This is a genomic window from Cobetia sp. PDI-12MA (assembly GCF_059507695.1).
Map to the genome: position 1 here is coordinate 2,607,187 of NZ_CM183351.1, position 19,616 is coordinate 2,626,802.

Below are 19,616 nucleotides of genomic sequence, written 5' to 3' on the forward strand. Positions count from 1 at the left end.
GAACCGCAACCAACGATACTCAGCAAGCGTGTGCATTCAATGCACTTTCCACTTGCAACTCTGACACCATTCTCTGCATGGCGGCCTTCATGCCCCTCTTGCTGGCATTTGGGCAATATCTTCAGCGCCATTGCAGAGCAAACTTTCTGTAGTTTTTTTACCGAAATACGGTACACCTCTTTCGACTACAGCCCACGACCCATGGAGCTGCCAGAGGATCTGCCGATGAATCAGTAACACCAATACAGCGGCATCGCCCTGCATTGGATCACGCCATTCGTGGCGTTCTTGGCAAGGTGACCAAACCCTGTCTGCCGTGCATTTTACCTGATACACGCCTCCCGCCAATCAGCACCCTGTTACAAAAATCCAATAAAAACATTGGTTTGTAGCGCCACAAGTACGCTCGATGTCGCCACTTCCACGAAAGACGCGTTGCCGATGACAGACACCTCAAACTCCGTTTCGTCGGCAATGCGACACACTCAAGCACAGGATTCCAGTCGCCACGCGGACCCCGTCTGGCGCAGCGCTCGATGGATCATCGACAGCCACGTCGCCAATCATCCACACCCCAATTACTCTTTTTTACATAAATAATCCTCAAGCCATCAACGCGAATAATACGCAAGGCTTCGCGCTAGACAGTTCACATATTCTCGTTAACATGAGCCTCGCTTTGCCGTGACTCATTGGCCTTGTCTCTGTGCGGAGAAGGACTTCTTGCATCAACCGCTCTGCGGCTGACACCTGACAGGACTGTCAGGCGCAGACAACAAGGCGCAACGATGAATTTCGGCAAGCGCATGACCAGGGAATACGGTCATGACAGGAACACCTCAGGACGAGGTCGCGCCACGGAGGATGCCAGGGATGGTGTCAGGGACGGCGCTCTTCTCCTCTATCGATATCTTCAGCAGCAGGTTGGATGATCGCCAGCATCTGCTGGCAGCCTCGACGCCGATGTCTCAGTCCTTGAGTCATTACATCGTGGTCTGATATCCCTTCCTGGTCGGCTGACCGCCGGCAATGCTCATCAAGGAGAGTTATCCATGCGCAAGACACATCTCGGAGCCATCATCGGCCTGACAGGTGCCCTGCTTCTCGCTGGCAATGCCATCGCGGAAGAAGAAGCGCCTCAGGGTGCGACCGGTACGACTGGGACTACCGGCACCACCGGCACGACTGGCACCACCGGAACGACTGGTACGACTGGTACGACCGGGACTACCGGCACGACCGGGACGACAGGCTCTGTACCGACAGGTAGCGCAGCTGGCACCGGCACTGCCAGCCAGAATGCCACCGGCAGCGTGACGCCGAGCGCCAGCAGCGGCAGCGTCGCTGCAGGTGCCGCCACCGGCACCGTCGGCGGCGGCACCGGCACGAGCGGTACCACCGGGACAACCGGCACCACTGGTTCAACCGGGACTCGCTGATGAAGACGGCACGTGCGACGCAACGCTTCACGTTCTCAAGCCCTGCGCAGGGCACGGCGGCTACCTCGGTGGTCTCCCGTGCTCTGCGCAACAGGTCGTTGGCGGCCTTCGGCACCCTCGCGTGTCTGGTGTCGCTTTCCGGGTGTGCCCAGATCGTCGCGAGTTCGCTCGGTGACGTGATGGGCAAGGACGAGTTTGACGCCACACGTGCCAGCGAGCTGCCCTATGCCTCTCTCAAGCTTGAGCATGCCAACAGCACCGCGCTGGTGGTTCTCGCGACGCTTGAAGGCAATGGGCGCATCGCGCGTTTCGAGAGCCGCGACCGCGGCATCGTCGAATTGCGCGATGGCGTCCTGTCCGCCACTTCAGGCTTTGCGCGTGATGTGGCGGACAGGCGTGAGCAAAGTACTACCGGGCACGCTCTGGCGCGTCCGGCCTGGTTGATGGCCAGTGGCACGACCTATCAGGTCAGTGTCAGTGCGCTGTCCCCCTACCCGCGTCGCCTGGTGCGTCAGGATGCCGCCTCCACCGGCAGCCAGCGCCAGGATGACGTCGCCGTGATGCAGGTACACGAGGCCACGGCGCGACTCGAATGCGAGGCCGCCGCCCCCTATTCGCTGCCGCTGGCAGAACTGCCGCTGCAGCACTGCCGCGAGATTCTGAGCTGGGACGATGGCAGCACCACGCGCAATGACCTGTGGCGTGACGAGAATCGCGTCTGGGCGGCCGACATGACGGCCTGGCCCGATGGCCCGCGGTTCGGTTGGGAGGTCGCCAAGGCATGGTGACCCCCCTCTTCTCATCGCTGGCCCGTCTGCCATCACTGGCCCGTCTGAACAGTGCCGCCCGCCTGCTGCCCCTCGGGCTGAGCGCACTGCTGGCCGCGCCCCTGTCGAGCGCTGCTGACACCCCGCTGCCGTTCAGTGCCGCGAGCACGCCGCTGGCCAGTCAGGTGCTGCAGGCGCAATGGAATAGCCTCGCGCCATCCAAAGCGCTGGATTGGCGCTATAGCTTCGTCAGCACGCCGCTGATTCGCCAGCAGATGGCCGCACGGGCCAACCGCGTCAGCGCCGAGCTCGAACTGATCGCGGCGCGCTACGCCGTCGGCGCGAAGGAAGACAGCCTTCAGGCGCGTTACGCCGAGGCATTGCAGGCCTGGCAGGCCTATGTCGAGCAGGGCCGCGCGTCAGGCACCCACTCGCCAGATACTGACGCCGTGGTGGCACGCCTGCCCGGTCAGCTCGACCCGCGCCGCGACATGCACGACGGCCCGCAGGCGATCCGCATCGCCCCGGGCATGGTGGTCGGTGCCTGTCAGGCGCCGCGCAGCGTGGTAATTCTGGACGCCACCGGCGTTCATGAGCGCAAGTGGACGCCGAATCTCAGTCTGGATGCGCTGATCGACGAGCGCGCCGCTGCCGGCGGCATCGGGCCAGCCGTCGAGGTCAGCCTGGTGACGCCGCAGGGCCAGGTGCTGACCCGCCCGGTGGCGAGCTGGAATCGTCTGACCAGCGGCGACGCCGACCTGCCCGTCGCCCCCGGCGCCAGCGTGGTGATCAGTACGCCGGGCATCGATACCGCGCAGCAGTGGGTGAACGAGGCGCTACCGGCCTGGCTTGCCAGCCGTCTCCCCGGCGATGCCTGCCAGAGCTGGCAGCTGGACGCCGCGAAGCTTTCGACGCCCCCGCGCTAGCCGGCGGGGCTGCCCCGGCGCAGCACACTGCACCTGACCGCGAACCCAATCCCTTATTCACGTACGTGAGCCCCTGGCTTGCGTGCATGCGAGACGCCCATGTCGAGTCCTTTTCGCCCTGCCAATCACGTTACGCACTCAAGCCCCGAGCAGCGCCCTGCCCTGGCACGCAATGGCTGGCTGGCACTCGGCATGGCGGGCGGATTGCTGGGTGCGCAGATCGCCCATGCAGCGACCGGCGAATCCCAGAGCGACTTCGGTGGCGTGGGCCTGATGCAGACGCCCACGGCGCGTTTTGCGCCCCAGGGCGAATTGAGCTTCACCTACAGCCGCACCCAGCCCTACAAGCGTTTCAGCGTCAACGCCGCGCCCTTCGACTGGATGGAGCTGGGCTTTCGCTATGTCTCGGTGGAAACCGTCAGCTACGGCGCGGCCGCCCCGGACCGCGACTACCTGGATAAATCCTTCGACACCAAGTTCCGTCTGATGGAAGAAGGCCGCTATCAGCCCGAAGTCGCGGTGGGCCTGCGAGATCTCGGCGGTACGGGCCTGTTCAGCTCCGAGTATCTGGTCGCCAGCAAGCGCTACGGCGACCTCGACTTCAGTCTGGGCCTCGGCTGGGGCTATCTGGGCACGCGCGGCGACTTCAGCAATCCACTGGCAATAGTGAGAAGCAGTCTCGAGACGCGCAGCGACTCGACCAGCGATGACGGCGGCGACTTCCAGCTCGGCAGCATGTTCAGTGGCAGCCCGGCCGTCTTCGGCGGCATCGAATATCAGACGCCCTGGGACCCGCTGACCCTGATGCTGGAATATGAAGGCAACGACTATTCCGACGAGCCACTGACGGTGGAGATCGAACAGGATTCGCCGGTCAATCTGGGGGCGACCGTCAAGGTCAATGACAACCTGTCGCTGCATGGCGGCTGGGAGCGAGGCAACACCGCCATGCTGGGGCTGTCGCTGTCGACCAATCTGGCCGGGCTCGCCCAGGCCAAGGACGATGGCACGCCGGAGGCGGTCGCCCCCAGCACCCATAGCCGTTATCGCAACGACCAGACACCGGAAGCCTTCCGCGTGCGCTCGCTCAACGCGAACGCTTCACCAAACACCGCACCCTCCGCCCCCACCGCCAGCGCTGCCCGACCGGCAGACGTGGCGGCTGAGCCGTCAGCCCATGAAGAGCCTTCAGCGAACAGAGAGCCGTCAGCGAACAAGGATCAACAAGGCCGCCTGCTGACCCTCGACTCGTTCGGCGGCGCGCCCGCGGACACCCCACTCGAGCCCGGCACGACTGATGGCCCGCAGGCAGAAGATCTCCCGCGCCTTGCCGACGTGGACTGGGACGCGCTGGCCGATACCCTGCGTGCCCAGAGCGGCCTTGAGGTGTCACAGCTGCGGGTCGATGGCGATACCCTGATCGTCGAGGCCGAGGCGACGCGCTTCCGTGATGACCTGCAGGCCGAAGGCCGCGCCAACCGCGTGCTGCACAACCGCCTGCCCGTCGAGATCACCACCTTCCGCTATCGCCTGAGCAGCAATGGTCTGGCGCTGCGCGAAGATGAGCATCCGCGCCAGCCCTTCGTGGCCGCCGCCAATGACCGTCGCTTCGGCGCTGAATACGAGCACTCCATCACCGCCCATGCTGCCTCGCCTCAGACCATCTCGCCCGATAGCGACGATGATGCGGCACGCCAGGCGACAGGGGATGGCGTCAAGCTGGCACGCGAGCCGTTCGGCTTCAGCTGGGGCTTCTCGCCGAGCCTCAAGCAGAACTTCGGCGGCCCCGATGGCTACCTCTATCAGCTCAACCTGCAGCTGGACGCCCTGTGGCGCACCGACCGCAATGGCTGGTTCACCGGCGTGGCGACCTATCAGCTTGCCGACAACTTCGACAACTACGAGTACATCGCCGATTCCGAGTTGCCGCGCGTGCGCACCTATGTCGGGGAATACATCAAGGAAACCGACCTGGGCATTACCAGCCTGCAGTACAACCGCACCCACCAGTTCGGGCGCGACTGGTACGCCCAGGCCTACGTCGGCATTCTCGAGATGATGTATGCCGGGGTCGGTGCCGAGCTGCTCTATCGTCCGATGAACAGCTCGCTGGCGCTGGGGCTGGACATCAACCGCGTCCGCCAGCGCGAGTTCGACCAGCAATTCGGCCTGCGTGACTACTCGGTCACCACCGGTCACGCCACCGCCTACTGGCAGTCCGGCTGGCACGATGTACTGGTCAAGGGCTCGGTGGGGCGTTATCTGGCCGGCGATATCGGTGCGACGCTGGACCTGTCGCGCAGCTTCTCCAACGGGGTCAGCGTCGGCGCCTGGGCGACCCTGACCGATGCCGGCGATGACTACGGCGAGGGTAGCTTCGACAAGGGCCTCTACGTCAGCATCCCGCTGGATGCCTTCTTCACCACCTCCAGCAAGGGCAGCACCGGCTTTGCCTGGGCACCGCTGACCCGTGATGGTGGCGCACGCCTCAACCGCCGCTATCAGCTGTATGACATGACACGCGATCGTGATCCCGAGACTTACTGGGAAGGCATCGACAAGGTCTACAAGTAATCCGTGCGTGAGTGTGTTTCACTGCCGGCTGAAGCGTGCCGATGTTGGCGCCTGACTCACTGTGGCTGACCCTGACCCGATGAATATTCCGATTACCGACGTCTCGCTGGCCACCGCCGGCGCTGCGACACCTGCCAATCACGAGATCGCCTGCAGCAATTGCCAGGCCTGTTGCTGCCGTCTTGAGGTCATTCTGCTCACTGATACCGGCGTGCCGGACTACCTGATCGACGAGGATGAATGGGGCGGCGAAGTCATGCGCCGTCTCGACGATGGCTGGTGTGCCGCCGTCGACCGCGAAACGCTGATGTGCACCATCTACGACCGGCGCCCGCAGCTGTGCCGCGATTACGAGATGGGTAGCCCCGAATGCGAAGACGAGCGCCTGGAAAACGGCCTCGATCAGTAGGCCGCCTGCCAGCGCTCGTCTTCATTGTCTGCCAGTCGTGCCCGGCCTGATGTGCTGTCTCAGGCAGTGGCATCCGGCACCGATGGGGCCGCTCCTTCAAGGCTCGGGCTTGTCTCGGGTAGCGTGCGCATGGCGCGCATATGCCCTTTCACCTCTACCTCGCGATGCCAGCTCAGCGCCTGCTCCAGACAATGCGGCGTGTGGCCGCCCCGCTGGCACGCCTCCTCGAAGTAAGCGCGCAGCGCAGGACGATAGCTCGGGTCCGAGCAGTTCTCGATCACCTGTACCGCCCGCTCGCGTGGCGCCAGACCGCGCAGGTCCGCCAGCCCATGCTCGGTGACGAGGATATCGACATCGTGCTCGGTGTGGTCCACGTGGCTGGCGAACGGCACCACGCTCGAGATATCACCGCCCTTGGCCAGTGACTTGGTGATGAACACCGACAGCTGGGCATTGCGCGCAAAATCGCCGGAACCGCCGATACCATTCATCATCCGCGTGCCGCAGACGTGGGTGGAATTGACGTTGCCGTAGATATCGAATTCCAGCGCCGTATTGACCGCGATCACGCCGAGGCGCCGCACGATGCCCGGATGATTGGAGAGCTCCTGCGGGCGCAGGATAAGGCGATCACGATAGCGCTCGAGGTCCTTCCACAGCGTGCGGCCACGCTCCTCGGTGACGGTGATGGAGGAGCCGGAGGCGAAATCGAGCTTGCCGGCATCCAGCAGGTCAAAGGTGGAATCCTGAAGCACCTCCGAGTACATGGTCAGGTGCTCGAAGGGCCCTTTCTTCAAGCCACTCATTACCGCGTTGGCCATGCTGCCGATGCCGGCCTGCAGCGGCAGCAATGCCGGTGTCAGACGCCCCAGCGCGACCTCCTGCTTGAGCAGTTCGACCAGATGACCCGCCATGCGCTCGGTGCCGTCATCCGGCGGCGTGCAGGTCGAGGGGCTGTCACTGCCGCGGGTCAGCACGATGGCCGCGATCCTGGCGGGGTCGATGGGGATATATGGCGTGCCGATGCGCGAATCCGGCGCGACCACCGGAATCGGCTGCCGGCTGGGGCGCATCTGCGGAATGTAGATGTCGTGCAACCCTTCAAGCGCCGCCGGCGACTCGAGATTGAGCTCGATGATCACCTTGTCGGCGAGAATCGCATAGCTGGCCGAGTTGCCCACCGAGGTGGTCGGCACGATGCCGCCATCGGCGGTGATGGCACTGGCCTCGATCACCGCGATATCCATGTCGCTCAGCTGGTGGTTGCGCAGAAGCTCCACCGTCTCGGACAGGTGCTGATCCATGAACATGACTTCGCCGGCGTTGATCGCGCGGCGCAGCACCGGGTCGACCTGAAACGGCATGCGCCGCGCCAGCATGTGGGCATCCGCCATCTGGCCGTCGAGGTCATTGCCCAGCGAGGCGCCGGTCATCAGCGTTATGGAGAACGGCTCGCGACGTGCCTTCTCGACCAGCGCCAGCGGCAGGGCCTTGGCCTCTCCCGCCCGCGTGAAGCCGCTCATGCCAACCGTCATGCCATCGTGAATCAATTCGGCGGCCTGGCTGGCGCTCATCTGGCGCGACTGCCAGTCAGGCCAGCGACAGCGGCGCGCGATCTCGGCGTACTGCTCCGGGGTCAGCTCGCCGACCTCCATGCGCGCCAGCAGCGAGAAGACCTCGCTTGATGCAGCTGCTGCGACAGGCGCGGCTGATGCCTCGGAAGCAGTGGAGGCTGCGGAGGCTGACGGAGCATGAGGCGTGACACTGGAGCGAGAACCGGATGAAGACACGACGGCAGAACCTCCTGAGGGGCAAGACACTACGAAATGAGCAAACAAGGCGCTGGCAGACGCCGACCAGACCAGACCAGACCAGACCAGACCAAGCATAGCCAAGCCTGAAATAGCCAGGGCTGTAATAAACAGGTCTGCAATAACCAGGCACTGGCTTTCAGCATCCCACGCAGTACGCCGCCCCCGCATCAGGCCTTGGTCGCAAGGCGGTGGCAGGGGCTGGAACCCGGTGGTGCACAAAGGGCGACGCAGCATGCGGCGCAGATGGCGACGGCGAGACACGAAAAAGCCCGCTCATGAAGAGCGGGCTTTCGGGAGGCGCAGATGACGACGCGAGGAATTACACCATGCTGTCGAAGTCCATGTTGTCGAAGCTTTCCGGCGCATCGGCGTAGCCGTAGAGCGTGTTGCGACGCTGCAGGCGGAATTCACCCAGCAGCTGCTCGTAGCGGCGCGGCACCTCGGCATTGTCACGCGTGACGATGTAGAGATTCTCATAGACGGCTTCGGTCAGCGGCATCTCGCGCACCTGACGCTGCCACGGCGAGGTCTCCAGCACCGTGCGCGAGACGACGGTGAAGCCCAGACCACGCGCCACGGCGTCCAGCACCATGCCAATATCGTTGGTGAAGCCCTGCTGCGGGAAGTGGCTCATGGAGCGAAATTCACCGGCGAAGTTCTCACGCAACAAGGCACTGGCATTGTTGACGCCATCGGCGTAATTCATGAAGCCCAGCGCCATCAGCTCGTTGAGACTGTTGCCGGCGAAGTCGGCGGGCACCACCAGACACAGCGGCTCCTGATGCCACAGCTCGAAGTTCAGGTCCGGATGCTTGACCGGCTCGGTGACGATGCCCAGGTCGAAACGACCCGCCAGCACGTCCTGCACGATCTCGGAATTGAAGGCGAAGCTGTAGCTGACCGTCAGCCCCGGATGCTGCTGCTGATAGCCCAGCGTGAACGGATAGAACATCAGCCCGACGCTTGAGGGACTGGCCACGCGGCATTCGCCGCTGTCCGGGGAATCATCATCCAGCGAGTGCATGAACTGGGTGTGCTCGGCGAACAGCTTGATGGAGTAGTCATAGCAGCGACGCCCCGCTGCGGTCAGCGAGAACTTGCGTCCCTGGCGATTGAGCAGCGAGCGGCCCAGATACTGCTCCAGCTTGCGAATATGCTGGCTGACGCCGGGCTGGGTCATCTCCAGCTTGCGCGCGGTATGGGTAAAACTGCCGGTCTCCACCAGTGTGATGAAGGTACGAAAATACTGGGCGTTGAACATGAAGGCACTGACCACTCACGAACGGGGGACGCGACTCGGCGCATCGTGTTGCCGGCGACGACCTGCATGACGCAACTGCCATGTCAGCACAGGGGCCACCGACCCGCAAAGCACATGATTCTACCAGAGCTGGCCGCCATGCGCAGCGCTGCGCCCCGCCACTCTCGCGTGTTAGCATCATGGACAATGCCAGCTGCCACCCTGGCTGCGTCTACCGTGTTCAACGTCACGATGACGCGCCAGGGCCCGGCGCTTTACCCCTGTCCTGGCCAATCTTCGGACTGGCCCGAAACACGAGATGCTTTAGATGTCTGATGCTCTGGCTGCACGCGGCGAAGCCATTCACAAGGCGCTGCTCGCCATGGAAAGCGAGTGTGCCGAAAATGACCTGTTCCCGCTGGGGTACATGATTCCCCAGGTGGAACTGGTGCTGGAAAACGCCGATTACGATCCCGAGGATGTGGTTGCGGAAGACTTTGACGCCACCTTTGAAGAGTGGATGCAGCACGCCTTTGCCCAGGACAGCATGAGCGTGGACGACCGCGAGCGCATTGCTGAACTCTGGGCAGAAGCCCGGAAACGCGCCCAGACCACCGTGGGCGCCTGACACAAGGAAGACAGTCATGAATTCTGTCACCAGCGAAGCGACGACCTATTCACGTGATGCCAGCTCCATGCTGGTCTCGACCATCATCTCGCCGGAAGGCAGCCTGGAAGTGCTCTCCCAGGATGAGGTCAATCGCCTGCGCGACACCTCCTCCAACGGGTTGCACGACATCCTGCGCCGCTGTGCGCTGGCCGTGCTCAATTGCGGCAGCCAGACCGATGACAGCGTTGCGGTGCTCAACGCACACAAGAATTTCGAGATCGAGGTACTGCAGCAGGACCGCGGCATTCGCCTCAAGCTCGACAATGCGCCCGGCGATGCCTTCGTCGACGGCAAGATGATCCGCGGCATTCGCGAGCATCTCTCCAGCGTGTTGCGTGACATCGTCTATGTGGCCAACGAGATCCAGAACACCCCGCGTTTCGATCTCACGACCACCGAAGGCACCACCAATGCGGTATTCCATATCCTGCGCAACGCCGGGGCGCTGAAGTCCTCGCGTGAGCCGAGTCTGGTCACCTGCTGGGGCGGGCACTCCATCAACCGCGAGGAATACGAGTACACCAAGGACGTGGGTTACCACCTCGGCCTGCGTGATCTCGACATCTGCACCGGGTGTGGCCCGGGCGCCATGAAGGGCCCGATGAAGGGGGCCAACGTCGCGCACGCCAAGCAGCGTCGCACCGAAGGGCGCTATCTGGGCATCTCGGAGCCGGGCATCATCGCCGCCGAGTCGCCCAACCCGATCGTCAATGAACTGATCATCATGCCGGATATCGAGAAGCGCCTTGAAGCCTTCGTGCGTACCGCACATGGCATCATCGTCTTCCCGGGCGGCGTGGGCACAGCCGAGGAGATTCTCTATCTGCTCGGCATTCTGCTGCACCCGGAAAACAGCGAGCTGCCGTTCCCGGTCATCTTCACCGGCCCGGCGTCCAGCGCCGAGTACTTCAAGCAGATCGACGAGTTCATCGCCTACACCCTGGGCGAGGAAGCGCGCTCGCGCTACCGCATCATCATCGACAATCCGGTCGAGGTGGCACGCACCATGCGCGGTGGCATCGACAAGGTGGCGGAATTCCGTCGCCAGCATCAGGATGCCTTCTACTACAACTGGCGCCTGCACATCGCGCCGCACTTCCAGCAGCCCTTCGCGCCGACCCACGCCAACATGTCGGGCCTGGCGCTGCACCGCAACCAGCCGGTGCACGAACTGGCGGCCAACCTGCGTCGTGCCTTCTCGGGCATCGTCGCCGGCAACGTCAAGAAGGAAGGCATCGAGGAGATCGAGCGCGACGGCCCCTTCCGCCTGACCGCCGAGGCCGAGCTGATGGAGCGTCTCGACGCCCTGCTCACCTCCTTCGTCGCCCAGGGCCGCATGAAGCTGCCGGGCAGCGATTACGTGCCCTGCTACACCCTGTGCAAGTAAGTGGCCCGGTGTTGACACGCTGAGGCGTGTCGTCACCTCACAAGTCATCACAAGAACGCCATCACAAGAACGCCCCGATCATTGCTGATCGGGGCGTTCTTGTTGCCAGGGATGATCTTGCTGACGGTAGGGATGATCTTGCTGACAGCACCGCAAGAATCGAGGCTCAGCCTTCCTCGCCACGACGGCGCTGCATCCACATGCTGATCACGTGCGCCAGCAGGCCCAGCGTCAGACCATCGACCAGCACCTCAAGCGCGCCCTCCTGGGGGCGGTTGAGCATCGGCGCGGCAAAGTTGAAGGCCGCCATCGCCGCCAGCCCCACCACCAGCCAGACCAGCAGACGACGCATCATGGTCGGTACCTTGGCCTTGGCGGTGTCTGACAGCTGGCGATAGATGTAGATCCCCAGTGCGCTGACGGCGACGGCAAAGCCGACGATCAGCATCAGACGCGTATTCTCGCCGCTGATCAGGAAACGCGGAATATTGGCGACCATTACCACCGCCAGACCCGCCAGCACGGAGACGCGCTGCGGCGTCAGGTTGCGGGCACGCGGATGATCAGGATTCAGTTTCGGCATGTGAAGCAGTCTCGATGAAAGAACGGACAACAGAAGAAGCAGGCGGCGGGCCAGCCCACCGCCGCAGGATCAGGCCGTGGCCGGCAGGGTCGGAATCCAGCTCTCGACCCACGGCAGCGCCGCGTCGTCGGCCATGAAGGTTTCCATGGCGTCGATCTCGAGGCGCTCGCCGTGGCGCGTGGCGCCCAGGTCGGCCAGACGCTCATCCAGATGACGCCCCGCGCCACAGTAGGTCTCGCCGTAGGAGCTGTCGCCTAGGGCGATCAGCCCATAACGCAGCCAATCCAGCGCCGGAGACTCGGCAGACAGCGCATTGAGGAAGCCGGTCAGATTGCCCGGCACATCGCCACTGCCGGTGGTGGAGGTGACGAACAGCGCCAGATCAGGACGCGCGTCAGTCAGGTCGGCCAGTGTCGGCTGGTCGAGCACCTCGACCGTGTAGCCGGCCTGCTCGAACAACGGCTGGACCTGCTCGGCCACATCCAGTGAACCGCCATACATCGTGCCGACAAAAATCTTCAGAAGCGCCATGCATCCTTCCTTATTCGAACGATCACCCGCCAGTGGCGGGAACGTGAGTGCAGTGCGAAGAGTCGCGCAGACGCTCTCCGACATTTGGTCGCGATGGTAGCACAGCGCGCCTGCGGGACGCAGGCGGCAGGAGCTGGCATCCCCCTTCTGAGCATCCCGCAAACGAAACAGCGCCACCGTGAAGAACACGATGGCGCTGCGGGGGCCTTGCCAGTGAAGCATCCTGCGTTGCGAGCCTGGATCACGACCGCTGGCGAGAAAACCCTGTCAGGTGCGAACTTGCTGGCGCGAAGCCCTTCTGATCAGAAGCGGTAAGCCACTGACAGACGCACGTCACGCCCCGGGCTGGTGATGGCGCCCGGCATGATGCCGCGTGCGCTGTTGGTTTCCAGATAATAGGTGTTCTGGTCGCTATATTCCTTGTCGAACAGGTTGTAGATACCGGCAGTCAGGGTCAGGTCCTGCATGTCACGCGGCACCCAGCTGGCGTAGACATCGTGCGTGGCGTAACCGGCGCGCTCGCTCTGATCATCCGGCAGGTCAGTGAGGCGCTCGTAGGCGGTCACGGTCCAGCCGATCGTCATCTGCGGGTCAGCGAAGGTGTAGCGGTTGTCCAGGCTCCAGCGATCACCGGTCTGGTTGCCCAGGCCCATGTCGTCGACCACGGTCTCGCCCTGGTTGTCTTCCAGGTCCATGGTCAGGTAGCCCAGCGTCATGTCCCAGCCGCCGATGCCGTAGGTAGCACGCGCCTCGACACCCTTGCTGGTGACGATACCTTCCATGTTGGTGATAGTGGTCACACCGCCCGAACTCTCTTCGGTGATGTAGTTGTCGAAGTGGGTATCGAAGTAGGTGACTTCCAGGCCAGCGCGGTCACGCTGGGTGAGGAGGCCATTGCCCTTCCAGCGCGCGCCGACTTCCGTGCTGCGCGAGGTCTCGGCCTCAAGCCCCGGCTCAACCACCAGGCTCTCGCCGGGACCGACACCACCATCGACCAGGATGGCTTCACGACCCTTGTTGCCGCGCACCGCAGTGGAGTAGCCGGTGAACAGCTCGACACCGCCGCCGACACGCCAGTTGAGGCTCGCGTTCGGGCTGACATCGGTGTCATCCAGCGTCTCGCCATTGGCGTATTCGGTCTTGTAGTCATCGACACGCGCGCCGAAGGACAGGTCCACCGCACCAAGTGTCATGCGGTGCTGGGCGTAGAGCGCGAGGTTGCGCGCCTTCTCGTCGAAGCCGCCGGTGCTGGATTCGTCGTAGACATAATCACTACCCAGCGTCAGACGGTTGTCCATGTCCTCGGGGCCGAAACGGAAGGTGTTGTTCAGATCGCCGCCGTAGCTCTCGACATCGGCGTTCAGCTCGGCGCCGGTGGAAACCGTGGTGCGCTCCAGCTCGGTCTTGGTATGGAAGACGTTGGTGTGCACGTCCACCAGACGCGAGTCCGGATCAAAGTCATAGTTGGCGGTATAGGTGTCACGGCTCAGGTCGGTATCGACCTTGGCATTGTTGAACTCCTGACATTCCATGTTGGGACGCACGCAGTAGATGCCGGTGTCCTCGTTGTGCTCGGCGCTGATGCGCAGGCTGTGCGCGCCCTGACCCAGCAGGCTGAACTTGCCGAAGTAGCTGCGCTGATGGCCGCCGGTGCCCTCTTCTTCATCACCGCCGCCAGTGCGGTAGTCATCGCTGTTGCGTGCGCTGGTCGAGAACAGCAGGCCCGCGTTCGGCGCGACTTCACCGTAGACGGACAGCGTGCCCTTGACGGCGTCGGCCGCGGACTCGGTGCTGCCCTTGACCACGCCACCGAAGGTCTGGCCCGGCTTGAGCAGGTCCTGGGCATCCTTGGTGACGAACTTGATGCTGCCGCCCAGGGCGTTGGGGCCATTGTCGGCGGCGCCCGGTCCGGCCTGAACTTCGGCGCGCTTGAGCAGCTCCGGCTCGATGTTGAAGCTGGAGCTGTGGTGGAACAGATAGCCGTTCTGGCTGGCACCATCGACGCTGATGTTGAGGTTGGTGTCTTCCAGACCGCGCACGTAGATCTTCTCGGACGAGGCGGTGGTGCCGCCGACGGTGACTGACGGCGTATCACGGAACACATCCTTGAGGTCATGCGCCTGATGCAGGGCGATCTCTTCGCTATCGATGACCGCCGTGGCGTTGATGCGATCGTCCTCGATCTGCAGCGTGTCCATCTGCAGCGTCTCTGCATGGGTAGTACTGGCGCACAGCAGCGCAATGGCTGCCACCAGCGGACGCGGAGTGAAAGCAGTGGCGCGGGAAGCGCTGGCTGCCACGCACGGAGTGAGGCGGTCGGTCATGAGCGGAAGGTTCCCAAGAGTAATAATAATAATGATTCTTTTTGCGAACGAGATGATGCACGCGTTTGCACATTTGCGTCATCAACACTCCCTGCAACGCCGCACTGCAATTTCTGCAATCAGGGCGAGTCACTTCTCGCCTCTTGCAGCGCCAGATCGTGCCTCTAACGCCAGAAACGCCCTGATTTGCACACTTTTTCACCCGTGCAGTCACCGGATTCACTTTTTTATCACCTGTCTGTCATCAGATACGGAACCATCGCCAGCCACTGACGTCTTAGCCGACATGGCTCGACAAGTGCCTGTCCCACGCAAATTTCTCGCTTCACGACAGGGTTTCGTCTTGCGGAGATCGGATTTGCGCAATGTGTGCGTCTTTGGATGCAACACTACGGGCAGAGTGATATAGTTAGCGTGCTCAGATTAAGGGAGCTTGCTGTCACGCCGGACAGTGCCCTGTCATGGCCTCGGCCCTGAAGATATCTGCAGCAGATGCAAGACCTGCCGCCGCGCGCTGAGGTGCTCGGCTGGCAGTGGCGGTTGTTGATCGATGAGCGCGTCTTTGCCCGGGGGGAGCCCCCTGCGGCCTTAGGGGCACGGTCATCGACAGGCAATCCGTTGTGCAGCGACTGGCGCTGCAACGGGCCCGTTTGGCCCGTACAAGGTGGGTGTTTCCCTGACGGCACACCCCGACCCTCTGAACAACCGGACCTATTCGATGAGCGATATCGACGCCTATAACACCTTCCTGATGGTCGCGGACCTCGGCAGCCTGTCGCGCGCAGCAGAACGCCTGCGCCTGCCCAAGTCCACCGTCAGCCGTCGCCTCGACGCCCTTGAGGGCCGTTTCGGCACTCGCCTGGTCGAGCGTGGTCATCGTGGCATTCGCCTGTCAGAAGCCGGCGAGACCCTTTACCGTTACGCACGCTCGATGGCCAATCTCGATGATGAAGCGCACCGCGCCATCGAAGACCGCCAGTCAGACCTCACCGGTACCATCCGTATCCACGCCACGCCGTCGCTGGGTCGTCACTTCCTGGGTCACGCGCTGACCAGCTTCCTGTCGGAACATGAAGGCGTCGATATCAAGCTGAAGCTGTGGCACAACGGCCGCGAGATTCTCGAGAATCAGCCGCACCTGGTGATCGGCTTCCCGCATCTGGCGGGCAGCACCCACGTCTTCCGCCCGCTGACCCACTGGCATCAGGCGGCCTACGCGGCCTCTCACGTCGAGAACCCGGAAGAACTGCCGTGGGGCGAGCTGGAACCGCTGGTGTCCGGCACCTCCCTCTCGCGTCACCCGGAAGACCCGCGCCCGAATCACATCCAGTCTGATGACCTCGAAGTCCTCACCGACTACGTGGCCGATGGCCTGATTCGCGCCGTGCTGCCGACCGACTGGGTCAACACCCTCAGCGAGCGCAACGGCCAGTCCTTCAAGCGTCTGGAATGCGACGAGATCCCGCCGGTCGAGATCGGCATGCTGCTGCCGCGTGGCCCGATCCCGACCCGCGTGCGCATGCTCGCCGACTGGCTCGCCCGCGAGATCGGCAAGTCAGAGCCGGAACGCGTCACCGCCAAGGCCGCCCGCCGCACCGTCAGCGAAGCCGCCACCACTGCCGGTTGATTCAAGCATTGCAACGCTGGCTCTCACCCTCGTGGTGACATGAATCAGCGCGGCGCGCAGAAAAAAGGCCAGCCCTCAGGGGCTGGCCTTTTGCGTTCTGGCTTATCATGTTTAGCATGTACTGAATCAATGACAGGCAGGGCTCCTAATGTGGCAACGCGACACTCTCACCCTCTCCGCCCGCAAGCGCGGTTTTCACCTCATCAGTGACGAGGTGGAACAGGCATTGGCCGAAATGCCGCCAGTCAGTGTCGGCCTGCTGCATGTGCAACTGCTGCACACCTCCGCCTCGTTGACCCTCAACGAGAACGCCGACCCCGACGTACGCCATGACATGGACGCCTTCCTGCGCCGTCTGGTGCCCGGCAACCTGCCCTACTTCCGTCACACACTTGAAGGCGATGACGTACGGGTTATATGAGTGTGCCTTTCCGGATATGGACATATACCTCCGTATGGACACATCCAACCCCCTTCACCTCAGCTTCCTGGCTAGAAGCCGCCTCCCATGAGATAACAGCCAAGTGATCGTGCCTACTCTTCATTTCTGGCCAAGAAAATAAACCTCGGCTATTTTCATTAGGGTGGCTGAATGTAGAAAAGCATTACACTATCCCTGCATACGTCACCACCTACGAGCAATCCACTCATCGCAAAAAAATTGTTAAAAAAGAGGTTTGATATGGCTGTCAAACACACACCTACTGGCGTGGTGCACAAAGGAACAAAAGGTGGAACCACAGGATGCGGATTTAACACCCGAGAAAACTCTCATCATTGGGTTTCATCATCTCAACGGATAACGTGTGACAAAAATGGCTGTAAAAACTAAAACCTAAGCCCTCAAGCCCTCTCAGCCATCACACCTAATGACTGAGAGGGTCGGTTTTTTAAAGCACAACAACACTAAGTTCGCAAATTTCTAAAAAATCTCAGACATACCTAAACGGCTTCTTTTTCTTCCAAAAGATCAGTTAACAAATACTCAAACCCACCATCATCAGTTCCCAGCACCATGTTAAAGATGATGCGGCTCAGGGAAGACTGAGGAAGACTATAGTTCCTGTTAAACGGCTTCACATCCCAGCCATTGGCCAAAGCCCGCTCCATGTTCCGTGAGATGTTTCCTACGACCGAGTTAGCTGCCTGCCTTTTGCTGATAGAACCTCTCATATAATAGGCGGCTGCGTCCTTAGCGGCTCGCCAAATGAAGTTGTAGACCTGGGCCACACTGAACTTCTCTAAGCACTGGCTTAGAACCTGCCGAGTTTTCTCCCCCGGCGACAGGTACAGTTGATGTTCCTCCAGAACAGTCTTCAGAAAACCGAGGCATTCATTCAGTTGGACTTCCTTGCATAGCGTTATGAATTCCGGCGCCTGTCGGAAGCTTTGTACGGTTTCCTCATCGAAAAAATCATTGATCAGCGCCGTGATCTGATCAGCGCCTAAAGCAAGGTTAAACGCGCACTCACCAAGATCGATACTGAACCGATCATCTTCCTGAAGTTCGACCGCCTCAAGACGCGTATCCAGGCAGATTAGCAGTAGGTGGCCGTCAATCAAATGCCGAAGAACTTTGTGGTCATAGACAAAATCGGGCGACAGAGTACAGGCGGGGTAATCATCTAGCGGCTCAATGATACTGAAGTTTTCATCGCCTAACGCCTGAATCACAGCTAAAAGGTAGATTTTGCTGGTCAGGTCTAGCATTGCTGGGTCTGGCGTGTTGTTTTCCGCCGACTGCCGCATTTTCAGGATCAAGTCCCTCTTCTTGTCGGCGATGGCTTGGCGCTCAGCACCCATACATGCTTTGCAGACCCGATCCTGAAGCCACCGGCGCTCCTGATACTGGCTGCGGGTGCCAAAGCGGTACGGCTGTTTGCAACGCCCACAGCAGATGTCTTCCAGCCATATGAAGGCGTGCTGCTCGACGAACCTACTGACCACATGGGGCTTCATTCCATGAGTGGTCGCAATCTCGCGTATCTTGAGCGCATACTCGCCTTCCTCAGTCTGTCGCCAGTAGTCCGCGCAGATGCGAGCGTTCTGCTCATCATCAGTGAGAATCTCCAACTGCATCCAGGCCACTCCAAATGAGAATTATAGTCCGTGGAATTGTATGCAGTGGGCCGTGATAGTTCCATCCTTTGGATGGAGCGGGACAGATGCGGAACGAGAAGCTGGTGGCATTCGGCCAGAGGGTCAGAGAGCTCCGCAAAAACAGAGGGTTATCTCAGGAGGCCATGGCTGCACTGGCCGGAGTGGACCGTAGTTATATGGGCCACATAGAGCGCGGTGAGAAGAACATCACCCTGACCAAGGTCTACCAGATCAGCGAAGCCCTCGGCATCGAGGTCGCCGACCTCTTCCCCCGCACCGCAACCCCTAGCGTGTCTTCTTCGGATTGACGATCCCTCGTCGCTTCTTCCTGAGCTGCGCTTTCATCCAGTGGCCCGCCTCACGCATCTCATCACGGAGATCCTGAAGCTCCTGTACGCTGAGACGCCGAAACTGACCGTGTTTCCCGGCCTCCAGCTCATCTGATCCGTGCGCCATACCTGCCCCGCTCAATCGATCAGTCGGCCTGCCATGTCATCCAGCCTGGCCTTGACGCCCTCCCACTGTGGCATCACTTGCCCCATCAGGCGATAGAAACGCTCGCTATGGTTATGCTCCGCGATGTGACATAGCTCATGCAGGATGACGTAATCCACGCATTCCCGAGGAGCCTTCACCAGGTGCGGATTCAGCGTCAGACGCCCTTGCGGCGAGCAGCTTCCCCAGCGCGTTTGCATGGCCTGCACCCGCATCGGTGGCTGCTCAGAGACCCAGAGCGCCTGTTCCAGCATGGCGTCGAGCCGCCGCCCAAACACCTCACCCGCACGCTCCCGATACCAGCGTGCCAGTAGCTGTTTGACCTTGTCAGGCCGCCTATGGCGAACGCGTACCTCCAGCCGACCGCGTAGCAGCTTGACACCTTGTCGCTCCGTCAGCGTCTCGATCACTTTCAGAAGGTGCTGCCTGCCCAGGTAGTAATGGCTTTCGCCACTCACATAGCGGCGTGGGATCACGTATTCATTCTGAGCGCGAAACTGGCGTAGCTGTTGATAGATCCACCGCGCCCGCTGCCGAACAGCATCGAGCACCTCATCGTCACTGGCTTCCCGTGGAGCCAGGGCTTCGACCCGGGTATCCGGATGGACCTTGATCAGCACCCGATTGATGCCTTGGGACCGGTCCAGGCGCCGGATGGTGATACATTCGTCGCCATAACGAAACACCAGCTCGCGACCATAGAGAGCGGCATCAGCGATCATGACGCTCA

16 protein-coding genes and 1 pseudogene are annotated in these 19,616 nt (G+C 61.8%); 10 read left to right on the forward strand and 7 right to left on the reverse strand.

Going from position 1 to position 19,616, the window contains the following annotated elements:
- Positions 1-1,052 precede the first annotated feature (1,052 nt).
- The 5 genes from AC5WNI_RS11110 to AC5WNI_RS11130 all read left to right on the forward strand — a co-directional run bounded on the left by AC5WNI_RS11110 (position 1,053) and on the right by AC5WNI_RS11130 (position 6,115).
- Positions 1,053-1,439, forward strand: coding sequence for a hypothetical protein (locus AC5WNI_RS11110; RefSeq protein ID WP_285461528.1), 387 nt, complete (start codon positions 1,053-1,055; stop codon positions 1,437-1,439).
- Complete coding sequence (locus tag AC5WNI_RS11115; RefSeq protein WP_175089463.1) at positions 1,439-2,227, forward strand: YjbF family lipoprotein; 789 nt, start codon at positions 1,439-1,441, stop codon at positions 2,225-2,227. Before AC5WNI_RS11110 ends, AC5WNI_RS11115 begins: the two co-directional genes overlap by 1 nt.
- Entirely contained in the window at positions 2,221-3,132 is a 912-nt protein-coding gene (locus AC5WNI_RS11120) for a hypothetical protein (RefSeq protein WP_368449443.1), read from the forward strand. Before AC5WNI_RS11115 ends, AC5WNI_RS11120 begins: the two co-directional genes overlap by 7 nt.
- Before the next feature lie 99 nt (positions 3,133-3,231).
- On the forward strand, positions 3,232-5,706 hold the full coding sequence (locus AC5WNI_RS11125; protein ID WP_368449445.1) for a YjbH domain-containing protein: 2,475 nt from the start codon (positions 3,232-3,234) through the stop codon (positions 5,704-5,706).
- A 79-nt stretch (positions 5,707-5,785) separates the two neighbouring features.
- Positions 5,786-6,115 carry a YkgJ family cysteine cluster protein gene (locus AC5WNI_RS11130; RefSeq protein ID WP_175089458.1) on the forward strand — a complete coding sequence of 110 codons (330 nt, stop codon included), beginning with the start codon at positions 5,786-5,788 and terminating at the stop codon, positions 6,113-6,115.
- Positions 6,116-6,174: 59 nt separating this feature from the next.
- Here the strand turns inward: AC5WNI_RS11130 and scpC are convergent, their stop codons facing one another.
- Both scpC and AC5WNI_RS11140 read right to left on the reverse strand, forming a co-directional pair.
- Positions 6,175-7,905: a succinyl-CoA:acetate CoA-transferase ScpC gene (gene scpC / locus AC5WNI_RS11135; protein WP_495928461.1), complete on the reverse strand. Its 1,731-nt coding sequence runs from the start codon at positions 7,903-7,905 to the stop codon at positions 6,175-6,177.
- A gap of 343 nt (positions 7,906-8,248) precedes the next feature.
- Positions 8,249-9,190: a LysR family transcriptional regulator gene (locus tag AC5WNI_RS11140; RefSeq protein ID WP_043334148.1), complete on the reverse strand. Its 942-nt coding sequence runs from the start codon at positions 9,188-9,190 to the stop codon at positions 8,249-8,251.
- A 307-nt stretch (positions 9,191-9,497) separates the two neighbouring features.
- Here AC5WNI_RS11140 and AC5WNI_RS11145 point away from each other — a divergent pair, with 307 nt between their 5' ends.
- The gene (locus tag AC5WNI_RS11145) at positions 9,498-9,797 is read left to right on the forward strand and encodes a hypothetical protein (RefSeq protein WP_166018474.1); all 300 of its coding nucleotides are present in this window, start codon (positions 9,498-9,500) and stop codon (positions 9,795-9,797) included.
- 16 nt (positions 9,798-9,813) lie between these two features.
- Positions 9,814-11,226, forward strand: a complete 1,413-nt coding sequence (ppnN, locus tag AC5WNI_RS11150; protein WP_282627783.1) for a nucleotide 5'-monophosphate nucleosidase PpnN — start codon at positions 9,814-9,816, stop codon at positions 11,224-11,226.
- A 166-nt stretch (positions 11,227-11,392) separates the two neighbouring features.
- Here ppnN and AC5WNI_RS11155 read toward each other — a convergent pair whose 3' ends face one another.
- The 3 genes from AC5WNI_RS11155 to AC5WNI_RS11165 form a co-directional block, all read right to left on the reverse strand.
- Positions 11,393-11,809, reverse strand: coding sequence for a hypothetical protein (locus AC5WNI_RS11155; RefSeq protein ID WP_107336349.1), 417 nt, complete (start codon positions 11,807-11,809; stop codon positions 11,393-11,395).
- A 69-nt stretch (positions 11,810-11,878) separates the two neighbouring features.
- Positions 11,879-12,340, reverse strand: coding sequence for a flavodoxin domain-containing protein (locus tag AC5WNI_RS11160; RefSeq protein ID WP_043334117.1), 462 nt, complete (start codon positions 12,338-12,340; stop codon positions 11,879-11,881).
- Positions 12,341-12,642: 302 nt separating this feature from the next.
- The gene (locus AC5WNI_RS11165) at positions 12,643-14,664 is read right to left on the reverse strand and encodes a TonB-dependent receptor domain-containing protein (protein ID WP_495928462.1); all 2,022 of its coding nucleotides are present in this window, start codon (positions 14,662-14,664) and stop codon (positions 12,643-12,645) included.
- A gap of 718 nt (positions 14,665-15,382) precedes the next feature.
- On the opposite strand from AC5WNI_RS11165, the gene AC5WNI_RS11170 reads away from it, so the two are divergent.
- Complete coding sequence (locus tag AC5WNI_RS11170; protein ID WP_175089453.1) at positions 15,383-16,291, forward strand: LysR family transcriptional regulator; 909 nt, start codon at positions 15,383-15,385, stop codon at positions 16,289-16,291.
- A gap of 148 nt (positions 16,292-16,439) precedes the next feature.
- Positions 16,440-16,697, forward strand: a pseudogene (locus AC5WNI_RS11175) (secondary thiamine-phosphate synthase enzyme YjbQ); the annotation flags it as partial.
- Positions 16,698-17,233: 536 nt separating this feature from the next.
- Here AC5WNI_RS11175 and AC5WNI_RS11180 read toward each other — a convergent pair.
- A complete protein-coding gene (locus AC5WNI_RS11180; protein WP_317292173.1) occupies positions 17,234-18,370 on the reverse strand; it encodes a hypothetical protein in 1,137 nt (378 codons plus the stop codon).
- Positions 18,371-18,456: 86 nt separating this feature from the next.
- On the opposite strand from AC5WNI_RS11180, the gene AC5WNI_RS11185 reads away from it, so the two are divergent.
- Positions 18,457-18,699, forward strand: coding sequence for a helix-turn-helix domain-containing protein (locus AC5WNI_RS11185; RefSeq protein ID WP_317292174.1), 243 nt, complete (start codon positions 18,457-18,459; stop codon positions 18,697-18,699).
- 159 nt (positions 18,700-18,858) lie between these two features.
- On the opposite strand, the gene AC5WNI_RS11190 is transcribed toward AC5WNI_RS11185, so the two are convergent.
- Positions 18,859-19,608: a M48 family metallopeptidase gene (locus AC5WNI_RS11190; RefSeq protein ID WP_317292175.1), complete on the reverse strand. Its 750-nt coding sequence runs from the start codon at positions 19,606-19,608 to the stop codon at positions 18,859-18,861.
- Positions 19,609-19,616: the final 8 nt, after the last annotated feature.

Coding starts and splice junctions, on each gene's coding strand:
- AC5WNI_RS11145 (WP_166018474.1), top strand. CDS start 9,498: ATGTCTGATGCTCTGGCTGCACGCGGCGAAGCCATTCACAAGGCGCTG.
- AC5WNI_RS11155 (WP_107336349.1), bottom strand. CDS start 11,809: ATGCCGAAACTGAATCCTGATCATCCGCGTGCCCGCAACCTGACGCCG.
- AC5WNI_RS11115 (WP_175089463.1), top strand. CDS start 1,439: ATGAAGACGGCACGTGCGACGCAACGCTTCACGTTCTCAAGCCCTGCG.
- AC5WNI_RS11180 (WP_317292173.1), bottom strand. CDS start 18,370: ATGCAGTTGGAGATTCTCACTGATGATGAGCAGAACGCTCGCATCTGC.
- AC5WNI_RS11130 (WP_175089458.1), top strand. CDS start 5,786: ATGAATATTCCGATTACCGACGTCTCGCTGGCCACCGCCGGCGCTGCG.
- AC5WNI_RS11190 (WP_317292175.1), bottom strand. CDS start 19,608: ATGATCGCTGATGCCGCTCTCTATGGTCGCGAGCTGGTGTTTCGTTAT.
- AC5WNI_RS11125 (WP_368449445.1), top strand. CDS start 3,232: ATGTCGAGTCCTTTTCGCCCTGCCAATCACGTTACGCACTCAAGCCCC.
- ppnN (WP_282627783.1), top strand. CDS start 9,814: ATGAATTCTGTCACCAGCGAAGCGACGACCTATTCACGTGATGCCAGC.
- AC5WNI_RS11185 (WP_317292174.1), top strand. CDS start 18,457: ATGCGGAACGAGAAGCTGGTGGCATTCGGCCAGAGGGTCAGAGAGCTC.
- AC5WNI_RS11140 (WP_043334148.1), bottom strand. CDS start 9,190: ATGTTCAACGCCCAGTATTTTCGTACCTTCATCACACTGGTGGAGACC.
- AC5WNI_RS11170 (WP_175089453.1), top strand. CDS start 15,383: ATGAGCGATATCGACGCCTATAACACCTTCCTGATGGTCGCGGACCTC.
- AC5WNI_RS11120 (WP_368449443.1), top strand. CDS start 2,221: ATGGTGACCCCCCTCTTCTCATCGCTGGCCCGTCTGCCATCACTGGCC.
- AC5WNI_RS11110 (WP_285461528.1), top strand. CDS start 1,053: ATGCGCAAGACACATCTCGGAGCCATCATCGGCCTGACAGGTGCCCTG.
- AC5WNI_RS11160 (WP_043334117.1), bottom strand. CDS start 12,340: ATGGCGCTTCTGAAGATTTTTGTCGGCACGATGTATGGCGGTTCACTG.
- AC5WNI_RS11165 (WP_495928462.1), bottom strand. CDS start 14,664: ATGACCGACCGCCTCACTCCGTGCGTGGCAGCCAGCGCTTCCCGCGCC.